General features: G+C 40.6%; 11 protein-coding genes. 7 read left to right on the top strand and 4 right to left on the bottom strand.

Annotation, left to right across the window (positions count from 1 at the left end; genetic code table 11):
- Positions 1-6: 6 nt before the first annotated feature.
- From ACXACJ_RS16120 to ACXACJ_RS16095, 6 genes are all read left to right on the top strand, one after another.
- On the top strand, positions 7-726 hold the full coding sequence (locus tag ACXACJ_RS16120) for an SDR family NAD(P)-dependent oxidoreductase (protein WP_475135437.1): 720 nt from the start codon (positions 7-9) through the stop codon (positions 724-726).
- A 120-nt stretch (positions 727-846) separates the two neighbouring features.
- Positions 847-1,761, top strand: a complete 915-nt coding sequence (locus ACXACJ_RS16115; RefSeq protein ID WP_475135436.1) for a helix-turn-helix domain-containing protein — start codon at positions 847-849, stop codon at positions 1,759-1,761.
- A gap of 102 nt (positions 1,762-1,863) precedes the next feature.
- Positions 1,864-2,904: an SDR family oxidoreductase gene (locus ACXACJ_RS16110; protein WP_475135435.1), complete on the top strand. Its 1,041-nt coding sequence runs from the start codon at positions 1,864-1,866 to the stop codon at positions 2,902-2,904.
- Positions 2,905-2,908: 4 nt separating this feature from the next.
- Positions 2,909-3,265, top strand: coding sequence for a hypothetical protein (locus ACXACJ_RS16105; protein ID WP_475135434.1), 357 nt, complete (start codon positions 2,909-2,911; stop codon positions 3,263-3,265).
- A gap of 8 nt (positions 3,266-3,273) precedes the next feature.
- Positions 3,274-4,056, top strand: a complete 783-nt coding sequence (locus tag ACXACJ_RS16100; RefSeq protein ID WP_475135433.1) for a helix-turn-helix domain-containing protein — start codon at positions 3,274-3,276, stop codon at positions 4,054-4,056.
- A 154-nt stretch (positions 4,057-4,210) separates the two neighbouring features.
- Positions 4,211-4,807 (top strand): MCP four helix bundle domain-containing protein, encoded by a 597-nt coding sequence (locus tag ACXACJ_RS16095; protein ID WP_475135432.1) that lies wholly within the window; start codon positions 4,211-4,213, stop codon positions 4,805-4,807.
- Positions 4,808-4,821: 14 nt separating this feature from the next.
- On the opposite strand, the gene ACXACJ_RS16090 is transcribed toward ACXACJ_RS16095, so the two are convergent.
- Positions 4,822-6,036: an alpha/beta hydrolase-fold protein gene (locus ACXACJ_RS16090; protein ID WP_475135431.1), complete on the bottom strand. Its 1,215-nt coding sequence runs from the start codon at positions 6,034-6,036 to the stop codon at positions 4,822-4,824.
- 174 nt (positions 6,037-6,210) lie between these two features.
- On the opposite strand from ACXACJ_RS16090, the gene ACXACJ_RS16085 reads away from it, so the two are divergent.
- Entirely contained in the window at positions 6,211-8,226 is a 2,016-nt protein-coding gene (locus ACXACJ_RS16085) for a M13 family metallopeptidase (protein WP_475135430.1), read from the top strand.
- Between the two features lie 53 nt (positions 8,227-8,279).
- Here ACXACJ_RS16085 and ACXACJ_RS16080 read toward each other — a convergent pair whose 3' ends face one another.
- The 3 genes from ACXACJ_RS16080 to ACXACJ_RS16070 are packed head-to-tail and all read right to left on the bottom strand — an operon-like array spanning position 8,280 to position 11,338.
- Positions 8,280-10,205 (bottom strand): hypothetical protein, encoded by a 1,926-nt coding sequence (locus ACXACJ_RS16080; RefSeq protein WP_475135429.1) that lies wholly within the window; start codon positions 10,203-10,205, stop codon positions 8,280-8,282.
- Positions 10,186-10,692, bottom strand: a complete 507-nt coding sequence (locus tag ACXACJ_RS16075) for an ABC-three component system middle component 5 (protein WP_475135428.1) — start codon at positions 10,690-10,692, stop codon at positions 10,186-10,188. The genes ACXACJ_RS16080 and ACXACJ_RS16075 overlap by 20 nt, the downstream gene beginning before the upstream one ends.
- A gap of 1 nt (position 10,693) precedes the next feature.
- Positions 10,694-11,338, bottom strand: a complete 645-nt coding sequence (locus tag ACXACJ_RS16070) for an ABC-three component system protein (RefSeq protein WP_475135427.1) — start codon at positions 11,336-11,338, stop codon at positions 10,694-10,696.
- Positions 11,339-11,619: the final 281 nt, after the last annotated feature.

Genomic DNA, 11,619 nt, shown 5'->3' with positions numbered 1-11,619 from the left:
GAAAGCATGAAGAAAGTACTGATTACCGGAGCAAATAAGGGCATTGGTTTCGAAGCGGCTAAGCAGTTGGCCGCTTTGGGATATTTCGTTTATCTCGGCAGCAGAGATCAGAAAAGAGGAGAAGAGGCGGTTGTTTCGCTGAAGAATGCCGGATATACACATGTGGAATTGATTCAAATAGATGTCAGTGATGCCACTTCTGTAGCACAAGCGAAAGCAAATCTGGCTGCTAAAACTGATGTGTTGGATGTGTTGATCAACAATGCGGGAATAGCGGGAGCACAACCGCAGAACATATCGCAATGCGATCTATCCGCGATGAAGTCACTGTTCGACACCAACTATTTTGGAGCCATTCAAACGACTCAGGCCTTTTTGCCTTTGCTCAAACAAGCAGAAGTGCCCGTGATCGTGAATGTATCGAGTGAGTTGGGTTCGCTGGCCATGCAAACTGCAGAGGGAAAGCGAGCCAACTGGAGCATTTATCACGTCTATGCCGCCACCAAAACGGCTTTAAATACGTTCACCATCCAACTGGCCGAAGAGCTTGGCGGCAAATTCAAAGTAAACAGCGTGACGCCCGGCTACACAGCTACCGATCTGAATAACTTCGCGGGATTCAAAACTGCAGCTCAGGGAGCTGAACCGATTGTGAAACTGGCAACAATCGGTGCGGATGGGCCAAATGGTAAGTTTTTCAGTGCAGATGGCGAAGTGCCCTGGTGAGGGCCAAGCTCTTGTAAATAGGGCGACAGTATCAGGATGACGGTCTTGTGTAAATGCTTTAAAAAACAACACTTTACAAAACACGTCATCAGTAGTTCTAAAGCGTTTAAATGATTGATTATGGCAAAGGTGTTAAAAGTAAAGTCCATCAGTGAATTTCACCAGTTGAAGGGTGTTGCCGCTCCGCATCATCCGTTGATTAGCGTGATTGATTACGGAAAAATGACGTGTATACAAGAGTCCGAGCCGGTCAATTATGTCTATGATTTCTACAATATCGCGATCAAACGCGGCATCAATGGCAAGATGAAATACGGCCAGCAGGAGTATGATTTCGACAATGGAGTGATGTTTTATATCGCGCCAAATCAGGTGTTTAAAGTAGCTGGAAGCGCTTCCATGAGTGAAGATCGCTCGGGTTGGATGCTGCTGATCCATCCTGACTTTTTGCAGCACACTGCTCTGGCTTCCCGCATGAAGAATTATGAGTTTTTCGACTATTCCACCAATGAAGCGCTTTTTGTGTCGGAGAAAGAGGAAGCTACTATCAATGGCCTGATCCAGAACATCGAGCAGGAGCTGATGGTGAACATCGATGCTTTCAGTCAGGAGATCATCATCTCGCAGATTGAGACTTTACTCAACTACTCGCAGCGATTTTATAACCGCCAGTTCATTACCAGAAAGGTCAGCAATCATGAGATTGTCACGCGTCTGGAAAAACTGTTGAATGACTATTACCGACAGGATGGACTGATAGAGAAAGGCTTGCCCACGGTTCAGTTTGTCTCCGATGAGCTGAATCTATCGGCCAGCTACCTCAGCAGCGTGCTCAAGGTTCACACCGGGCAGAGTACGCAGCAGCATATTCATGAAAAACTCATTGAAGTGGCGAAAGAAAAACTCTCCACGACCAACCTGAGTGTGAGTGAGATCGCCTATGCACTTGGGTTTGATTATCCGCAATCCTTCAGCAAGCTTTTCAAGTCCAAAACGAACTTTTCTCCAGTAGAATTCAGAGCCAGTTTTAATTGAAAATTGGACTTCTGAATAAAGTAAGTGTGGACTTCTGAGTAAACCTGTCAAGGTCAGTTTCTAGCGAATTTTGCTTCATCATTAACATTAAAAATTGAAGCAATGAACAAATCAGAAAAGGTGCTGGTCACTGGCGGAACAGGTTTCGTGGGCAAGCACATCATCTTACAACTTTTACAAAAAGGCTATGAAGTGCGCACGACCATGCGCAGTTTGGATAAGAAGGATCAACTCCTGGATACTCTTGCAGCAAATGGTATTTCTTCCTTTGAAAAGTTATCATTCGTAGTAGCAGAGTTAACCAAAGATGAGAATTGGGCGGAAGCGATGCAGGATTGTCAATATGTATTGAGTGTGGCTTCTCCGGTATTTTTTGACATACCCAAGGATGAGAATGAAGCCATTCGTCCGGCAGTAGAAGGAATCAAGCGAGTGCTCAAGTTCGCTAAACAAGCAGGTGTGAAACGCGTAGTGATGACTTCCAATTTTGGAGCTGTTGGCTTCAGTCAGTTTGATGCTTCTAGAAACACCACAGAGGCAGATTGGACTAATCCTAATGAAAAGGGGCTTTCTATCTATGAAAAATCAAAGACCCTTGCAGAGAAAGCTGCTTGGGAGTTTATCAATAAGGAAGGAGAGGGGCTAGAGTTTGCAACTGTCAACCCAGTGGCGATTTATGGACCATCACTTGACGGGCACGTTTCCGGTAGTTTTCATCTGTTGCAAAATTTACTGAATGGCTCCATGAAAGCGGTGCCCAATATCCCTTTGAATGTGGTGGATGTAAGAGATGTAGCTGACCTGCACATTCGAGCGATGATCACTCCAGAGGCCAATGGTCAGAGGTTTATCGCTACTGCTGATGGTCAGATCACTTTGATGGAAATAGCTAATCTGCTGAAAGACAAATTTCCGAATGTATCACAGAAGGTTTCGACTAAGAAAGTGCCTGATTGGGTGCTGAAGTTGGCTGCCAATTTTAATCATCAGGTGAAAGAGGGAGCACTTTTGTTGAAAGTCAACCGAAAGGTGAGCAATGATAAGGCTCGTAATATCCTGGGATGGAAGCCTATGGCTACTCAAGAAGAAATCATCCAGTCAGGGGTCAACTCTTTGATCAACTACAACCTTATAAATCAATAATGTCATGAGAATAGTTAGCGGAATACTCATCCTTCTATCTACTTATATCGGGGTTTCAAATGGCTTTCGTGCCTTCAGACCCTTGTCCGAATCAGCTTCTAAGATGATGGCGGAGTTAGGGCTGTCAAATACCTTCGGGATGGCTTTTGGTGCCTGGTCTATGATCACAGGCGTGTTGATTTTGTTTCCAAAGACCTTCTTTATTGGCAATCTGCTCAGAGCAGTTCAGTTGGTGGTGATGATTGCTTTGGTGCTCAAGGTGGGCAATTACAAATTCGCTTTGATTGAAATACCATTTTTGATGTTGCCATTGATATTGATCTATTTGGGTCATCCATTTAAAAATGGATTCTTAAATTAAGGGTTGAGATGAAAAACATAGCAGAAGAAACACGGACCAACATCTTGCAGGAGCAATTTATACCTGACAATGTATTCATCTATGTGGCGAAGGGTGCGATCCGTGTTTTTGATGGAAATAAAAGCCAGACTTTCAAAGCAGGTGATGCCTGTATTGCTAGAAAAAATCGTCTGGCTAAGTATGAATTGCTGGAAGGAAAAGAGGCATTCGAACCCATACTCATTTGCTTTGATGAGCCATTTCTCAGAACGTTTCATCAGAAGCATGCGCCTAAAGAATCATCTGCTGTTGTGAAGGATACTTTGATCCAGGTTCAGCCTTCTGAATTGATGAAGAACTTCATTCAGTCCATTCAGCCTTATTACACGGGAGTAATGCAACTAGATGAAGCATTTCAAGAGTTGAAGTACCAGGAACTCCTGATTATACTATTGCAGCAGCAACCGGAACTAGCTTCTGTGTTTTTTGACTTCCGAAAGCCGGGTAAAATCGACCTGGAAGAGTTTATGACCCGTAACTACAAGTTCAATGTCAGTACCGAGCGATTTGCCTTCTTAACAGGAAGAAGTATATCGGCCTTTAAGCGGGACTTCAAAGAGATCTTTAATGATACACCTAGTCACTGGCTGACCCAAAGACGTTTGCAGGAAGCTAGGTTTCTCATAGAGAAGGAGAACAAAAAACCGTCCGATTTCTATCTAAACCTGGGCTTTGAGAGTTTGTCCCATTTCTCTGTGGCATTCAAAAAGCAATATGGAATTACTCCAAGTGAAGTAGTGAACGCTGGCTAAAAGTTCATTCCCGGAGTGGTTATGTGTCATGTCTCTATTCCATATGTAACCCCACATAGGCTTAATCGTATCGGTAGTTGAATCAGGCGGTATTAGGGAAACGGGTTATTTAAAGCCTGCTTTGTCGCTTTCAACCAACGTTAATAGCTAGCTTATGAATATGATCAACAAAATCAAGTGGGTTTCGGGTGTGTTGTTGGTTTTTGTAATTGTTCTCACCACCAATCTGATCGATAAGGACAACTTCAATCGGTTGAAGAGTTCAATTTCAACCATTTATGAAGACAGAATTATCGCCAACGACTTGATTTTTGAGATGTCGCTTTTGATTCAAGAGAAGGAAATGGCCATTGCCAAGGCCGATTCTACATTTTTTAAGGCCCAAAACGATAGCACGAATCAGCGACTACAAACGCTGATCGAGCGTTATGAACAAACCAAGCTTACCCCGAAAGAGCAGGATATTTTCAACGATTTGAAGCAAGAACTAAAAACCTTAGAAGGTAGAGAAAGGGATTATGTGGCTTCTGATTTTGTCAGTAACGATAGTGTATTGAGAAGCATCAACGATATCGTAAGAAATCTGCACGATTTGTCTAAAGTGCAACTAGAAGAAGGCAAACGCCAAATGGAGTTAAGCAATAGAACCATGAAATCCATCGATCTTTTCACTCAAGTGGAAATTATATTTTTGATTGTGATGGCTGTTTTGGTTCAAATCATTGTGTTGTACAAGCCTAAAAAGGATTAGAAACACAAATTTCTTTAACCTTTCAAACGCTCCAATTTCTGTCGAACACGATCATTGGCTTCAATCTGCAGTGACTGCTCATAAAGTTCAATGGCCTTTTTATTATTGCCGTTGGTTCGATAGAAATCTCCCAAGGCTTCATGGGTCAAAGAGCTTTTAGGGTAGTTCCGAATGTTGAGCTCATACAATGCTTCTACCTTCTTGGTTTGTCCTTCAGAAGCCGCAATATTCGCAAATCGATTAATCAGATTTTGAGGAGGAAGAAACGTGTAGCCGAAATGCTTTGAGATATTTCCGAAGTGATTCTCGATAAATTCGATCAGCTCTGGAGCACTGAGAGTTGCACCTTCTTCAAAAATGAATTCTTCGTTGAAATTGAACCATTCAAATAGAAACCGAAACCCATCATAAGTCGCAATTAAAGGAACTCCATTGTGGTTGTCTTCAGGGTAAAACTTCCATGTGAAATTTATTCCTTGAGCGTTTTTGGCTAATTCTGTGAGTTTCAGTATGGTTCGAATATGTTCCGAAGCTGGGGTAGAATCTGCTTTAACCGTGGTTAAATCCAAGCCTTTCGGCAGTCTATTCGCGACACCCAAAAAGAGCGACTTCCCTTCAAAGTTTTTGGCTTTCAAAACCTCACTAGCCTCTTTAAAAAAGCTGAGGTTATTCCATCGGATGGTCGGGTCGATAGCAAGGTAATTTTCGAACAGTTCTGAGTGTTTCGTTAGCGTGTTCAGAACAAATAAACCTCCCCAAGAATGGCCAACCAGTGTTCGGTAAGAAGTGGTTGGGTATTTTGAATCGATATAGGGAATGAGCTCCTTTTCTATAAAGGAAGTGAAGTTTTCAGCACCACCAGATGTAGCCAAAAAACGAAAATGGCTAGGAGTAAGGTCTCGTGTTCTATCGGTGTTGGGAATGCCGACCACAATCATTTCTGGCAGAATCATATTGCCATTCGATGCACTTAGTTGCCGCAACATGCCTACCACGGAATAGAAATGCGCATTGCCATCAAGGACATACAAAACGGGATAGTTCTGTTGGGTGTTATTAGCACTTTCGGGCACCGAAACCCAAATTTGTCTCTGTTCCCCAAGAATTTCTGAGTAGAGACTATCAATAGCACCAATAGTAACTTGGCCATTTTGAACGCCCACTGACTGAGCAAAAGGATGAAAACAAATTAAAGCTAATGCTGAAAAGATGAGTATAAGCTTTCGCATAGAATGGTGTTGTGCTTTGACTGTTTTTGAATCGCAAGTTTAGTGAAAATCAACCATTAAACTAATTAAGTAGTTAATTAACTAAGTGCCTGAGTAGATTTTTCGATCTTATTTATCCTTCCAAAATCCTTACCTTGATAGACTTATCAACCCATTACCAAATAGAGTTCCTTTATGAAAAAATACATAATCCTTTTGGTTGCTGTGCTTGCCATGCAGGCCTGTTCAACCCAACAACCTGAGGAAAGACATGTCGCCATAGAAGGGGTGAACCTTTCTCTCGATCCTGGCGATGATTTCTTCCGTTACGCCAATAGCATTTGGTACGACACTGCTCAAATTCCGCCTAGCCAGGCAGGGGTTGGCGCTTATATGTTTATGAATTATCCCCAGCGAATTCGCTTGCAAGGCATTCTCGACAGTGTAGCTCAGGCCGATAACCCAGAGGGCAGCATTGGTCAGAAAGTAGGCGATTTTTATGCTTCGGGAATGGATATGGAAACCATCAATCAGCGCGGTTACGACCCTATTAAGCCGATACTTTCGAGCATTGAAAGCATTCAGGATGTTCCTTCTCTGATGAAGTTCGTGGCCGAGCAGTCGAAAGCTTATAACAGCTCCATCATTGGTGTAAATATTGGCCCAGATGATAAAAATAGTAGCATGAATATCGCTCATGCGCGGCAGACGGGTATTGGCTTGCCTACCAGAGACTATTACTTTGATACCGATCCTTCCACTACAGAGATTCAAAAGGCGTATAAAACCTATTTGGCCAAATTATTCGAATTGACCGGTTCTTCTGCTTCCGAAGCTCAGGAAAATGCGGCTTTGGTTTACAATATGGAAAAGCAGCTGGCGGGTTCACACAGAACTAGAATTGAGCTTCGCGATGTAAAGGCCAATTACAATAAAATGGCTGTGGCCGATTTGGACAAGAAACAGCCGAATATTGCTTGGTCTACTTTGCTGACAAACCTAGGAGCGAAAACCGATTCAATCGATATTGGTCAGCCTGCTTATTACGAAAAGCTGAATCAACTGCTAAAAGTGATTTCTATTGACGATTGGAAAGTTTACCTAAAGGCGAATTCCATCGGCAATTACGCTGACATCTTGAGCAAGCCCTTTATCGATGCGCAATTCGAACTTTCAAAAGTGCTTTCTGGTCAGGCCGTTCAAAGGGAGCGAGGAGAAGTGATGGCCAGTATGGTAGATAATCTTTTGGGTGAAGCTTTGGGACAGTTGTATGTGAAGAAATATTTCCCTGAATCGGCCAAGAAGCGAATGCAGGAATTGGTGAACAACTTCCAAAAGGCATATGATGTGAGAATTGATAAACTGGAGTGGATGAGCGACAGCACGAAGGAAAAGGCCAAGGAGAAGCTGGCGGCCATGAATAAAAAAATTGGTTACCCTGATTCTTGGAAAGATTACAGCAATGTAAAAATTGAAAAAGGTAAGTTTTTCGAAAATGTGGTGTCTGCCACCAAGGCACAATATCAGTATCAGGTGAGCAAACTGGGCAATCCGGTCGATAAATCGGAGTGGTTTACAACTCCTTCAACCGTTACGGCTTACAACAATCCATCGGGTAATCAAATTGTGTTTCCTGCCGGTATTCTGCAAGCTCCTTACTTCGACAATGAAGCTGATGATGCCTTGAATTATGGTGGAATTGGGATGGTAATTGGTCACGAAATCACGCATACCTTTGATGATCAAGGTGCTCAATTCGATAAGGATGGCAACGTGAAAAACTGGTGGACAAACTCAGATTACGAGAAGTTCAGAGCCAGAACTCAGCAGGTGATCGATCTGTATAGCACTTTTACCGTTCTGGATAGCGTACATGTAAAAGGAGCGATGACCGTGGGTGAAAACACAGCGGATATCAGTGGAGTAGCAGTTGCTTACGATGCCTTCAAACTGACTAAGCAAGGCCAAGACACTACAAAAATCGATGGCTTTACACCTGATCAGCGTTTTTTCCTTTCAGTAGCCAGAATCTGGAGAGTGAAAATGAAGGACGAATACCTGCGCTTGTGGATCAACAGTAACTCTCACGCACCACCAGTTTGGCGTGTAAATGGGCCTCTAATGAATACAGATGCATTTTATTCCGCTTTCGATATTCAGCCTGGCGAGAAAATGTATTTGCCAAAAGAGGAGAGAATTACCGTTTGGTAGAAACTATAGGGGAGTGGAGTTATTCACTCCCTTTTTTAAAGGGTGTAGGATGGCTACTTTAAATTTAGAGTTTTGAAAGAAGGACTATAGTCCGGGCCAACGCAGTAATTTTCCTTATCCAGCTCCGGGGCTATCATTGAAGTTGTAAAAATAATTTGATGTCTTGACTCACCTAATTTTTGATCGGAGAAACGAGTTACGAGCGTCTGAAACTTATGTGATCTTTTAGGCTTCATTCCTTTATCTTCCATATTATCACAAAGTATAAACCTCGGATATCTCATAAATGATAGTTTAAGAGAGGAAAAGAATATAGCAAACCTAACTGCATTCTTGAATAATACCATTGAACTGGCAGAAAAATGATATCTCCGATCAATAGAGAAAGTGTCTCTGGAAAAGTTGATATCCAGTTCTTTAGCATTTTTAAAAGATTGCTCGTAAGGCACTCCATCATCTTCTACGGCATCTCTGTGTAAGAAGTACAATCCAATTTCTTCAATTAACTCGTAGGCTTTTTCTCCTTTTTCACGTTGCTCTTCTTTTTTTAGCCTTAAAGATTCGTCAAGTCCAAGAATGTTTTTTTCAATCTCAATCCTTTTATCAATAAGTTTCTCATACATCATTACCGATTGTAGCTGAGATTTTGTTTTGTCAAGCCTGCCAAGTAGAATCCCCCTTTTTTCACGAAGTTGATTGAGTATTTGATTCGAAGAACTTCCTGATTCAGTTAGGAATTGATTAAGATTTCTTTGTCGTTTATTCAGTTCACTTCTAAAAAGAGGTAGTCGATTATCGAGTTGATTTTTTTCCTTCTCCCTTAATTCCTTTAGGTAAATTGATTCATTGATTTGGTTGTCTAACTCTTGTCGCATTCTCAGTATTTGCGAATTCTTCTTCTCTTCACTGATATCTTGCTTACAAAGGTTACACTTGCTGTCATCGGCTTTGTTTTCTAATGGTTGAAGACATTTTGGGCAATGCGTTAATGCAATTTGACCTAACACATCTCTAGTTTGTATTGATTCCTTCAACGATTTCTTCCTGCTTTCTAAAGTAGCAATGAAGTATAGAGAATCCGTGATTTCCTCCTCAAGCCTAATTGATTTAGCGAGCATTGAATCGTAAGATTCCTTAGCCTCGACCAATGCACGTCTTAATTGGATCTGTTTCTTTGTGACTTCACTAGGCTTTATTTGATCTTCTTTTTCTGAAGAAAGAGTAGCTTCTATTTTATCCAGTTGTAACTCAATATCATTGATTTCTTTGTCAATTCGTTTCCTGTCTAATTTTTCATTTGAGTAGGAAAACACGGTTTTTATGGCAGCAATTTCAGATTTAGCTTCCGATAGTTTTTTTCGCTCCTCTTTTAGCTTGATCTCAAGTTTATATATGTTATCGTCATATGTGCCTAATAGAAGGTTAGCTATTGTTTCTCTGACAATTGATTTATCGAATTCTTCATGCTTATATATCAAGTCAAAGGAACTCATTTGGTCAACATAGATAAGCCTTAGAAGTTGATTAAGCGTAATTGTATCATCTTCATCGGAAGTAATATTTGGCAAGCCTAAATACTCAAATACGATTTGTGAAAATGATTTTTTACTAGATTTTCGATAAGCGTAGCTTGTCCAGCCTTCAATATTCGACTTTAATGCCTTGTCTATGGGGCCATAGTAAATATCTAATGGCCTTTGTGGAGAGTTGGAAATCTCTCTTTTAAATGTTATTAAATGGTCATTAATACTGATTTCTGCAATTGCATAATCGCACTTTAATACTTCAGGCAGCCATTGAGTGAACTCACCACCCAAAACATAAAATATTGCATTCGCAATTGTTGACTTGCCTGTGCCGTTGTCTCCTCTAATGATATTGACTCCCTCGTGAAAGTTTTGATCATAGATATGTTTGCCAGCTTTTGTTATGACAAACCTATTGAGTTTTAGAAACGGTTCATGCGCTATAGCTGTCATAACGATATTCCATTAAACCTGTACGGTGTTTTAATCCATTTTCCCCAAACAATTCAAATTCTTGAAAATTTTCTAGTATTAGAACCCAATGTGGGTGGTTCGAAGTGTTCTCATTCTCAATAAGGCCCTGTAGCTCTTTAGGGATTGGCTTTCCTGTTCTCTTTACTTTGCCTCTCTTTAATTCTTTTAATTCGATGAGTCCAGTAGAGGCCAAATATTGAATTGACTTTTGATGAAACGGTTCCAACTGTGCAAAAACTCTTTTGGAATTAGGTACATCGTTGTATCCCGTGTATTCAAATTCTTTTCTCATTCCTATAAGTTCCTTAGGTAGTTTGATTTTGGTCATTTCATAAGGAAATAGCAGATAAAAATCAAATATTCTTAGCCTATCTATGTCGAATGAATATGGTTTTAACCTGTGCAATAGAAGGAGCATTCGAAATATGCCATGGTAAACATCAAAAGCAGGGTTATATATTAACATACTATTTCCAAATTAGATGACAATTACCAGTCAGAAAGTAGAGCATACCATTTATATCATCATCATACAATCGTAGTATGTTTTCTCCGAGAGAAACCTCTATTTCATCAAGTACTTTCTCTTTAATGAGGTCATGAATTTCTTGATTTGTTTTCCCTCCTTTTCGGATGGTTGGAAGAATGTGATGTCTAAATAGACTAGCAACTTTTGCTAACAGGAAAGCATGTATTTCCTGAGTAATGTTAGAGAGTTCTTTTCCCATTAAACTTTTCCAGTACCTCTCTTTTTCCATTAATGCCCAGTCACAATCTTCATCGAATCCTGCATCCTCCAATTTTGGAACTAACCCTCTTACCTCGCTTTGTTCAATGTCGGTATCATAATGCTGAATCTTTTCAATGAAGCCTTTGAATTCTGTTGTACCATTTTTCTGTTCCTCTCTATATTTCTCGTAGAGAGCTTGGAGTCCAGTTGAAGCCTTTATTGGAAGATGATGGTGTTCTTCAATATTGATGTTTTCAGCTCGATAAATTTTTTCGGCTACTAATTTGTCGCTCCCAACAATATCTCCTTTAACCTTATTCTTAGAAATATTAGGAGAGTTCTGTTCCTTTCTGTCGGGAAGATTTCTTTTTTCCTCGGCCATTTTATCTAACCTAATTTATCTCTACCTACTAGATCGCCTTTGACCTTGTTTTTTTTGATCTTAGGCTTGTTTGAGTTATCGCTTATCTTGGTTTTTGAATTGATTTGAACCTTGATTGAAACGACTTCCTTTAGGGTATACAAGCTAATTAGAAGGGATAAAATCGAAGCAATTCCGTAGATGTGATCCATTTTTGTGTATGTAATAGTTTACAAAGTATGATAAAGGATTGATTTTGACAAAAAAAGACAATCAAACGAGCAAATTAGCAGGTATGGATG

The sequence above is a fragment of the Roseivirga sp. AWQ4_251 genome (assembly GCF_056158225.1).
The sequence above is the reverse complement of the archived record's forward strand: the minus strand, read 5'-3'. Positions and strand labels throughout refer to the sequence as shown.

Bases quoted from the DNA above. Each gene is read 5' to 3' on its own strand.
- ACXACJ_RS16095 (WP_475135432.1), top strand. From the start codon at position 4,211: ATGAATATGATCAACAAAATCAAGTGGGTTTCGGGTGTGTTGTTGGTT.
- ACXACJ_RS16115 (WP_475135436.1), top strand. From the start codon at position 847: ATGGCAAAGGTGTTAAAAGTAAAGTCCATCAGTGAATTTCACCAGTTG.
- ACXACJ_RS16075 (WP_475135428.1), bottom strand. From the start codon at position 10,692: ATGTTAATATATAACCCTGCTTTTGATGTTTACCATGGCATATTTCGA.
- ACXACJ_RS16090 (WP_475135431.1), bottom strand. From the start codon at position 6,036: ATGCGAAAGCTTATACTCATCTTTTCAGCATTAGCTTTAATTTGTTTT.
- ACXACJ_RS16110 (WP_475135435.1), top strand. From the start codon at position 1,864: ATGAACAAATCAGAAAAGGTGCTGGTCACTGGCGGAACAGGTTTCGTG.
- ACXACJ_RS16120 (WP_475135437.1), top strand. From the start codon at position 7: ATGAAGAAAGTACTGATTACCGGAGCAAATAAGGGCATTGGTTTCGAA.
- ACXACJ_RS16100 (WP_475135433.1), top strand. From the start codon at position 3,274: ATGAAAAACATAGCAGAAGAAACACGGACCAACATCTTGCAGGAGCAA.
- ACXACJ_RS16080 (WP_475135429.1), bottom strand. From the start codon at position 10,205: ATGACAGCTATAGCGCATGAACCGTTTCTAAAACTCAATAGGTTTGTC.
- ACXACJ_RS16085 (WP_475135430.1), top strand. From the start codon at position 6,211: ATGAAAAAATACATAATCCTTTTGGTTGCTGTGCTTGCCATGCAGGCC.
- ACXACJ_RS16105 (WP_475135434.1), top strand. From the start codon at position 2,909: ATGAGAATAGTTAGCGGAATACTCATCCTTCTATCTACTTATATCGGG.
- ACXACJ_RS16070 (WP_475135427.1), bottom strand. From the start codon at position 11,338: ATGGCCGAGGAAAAAAGAAATCTTCCCGACAGAAAGGAACAGAACTCT.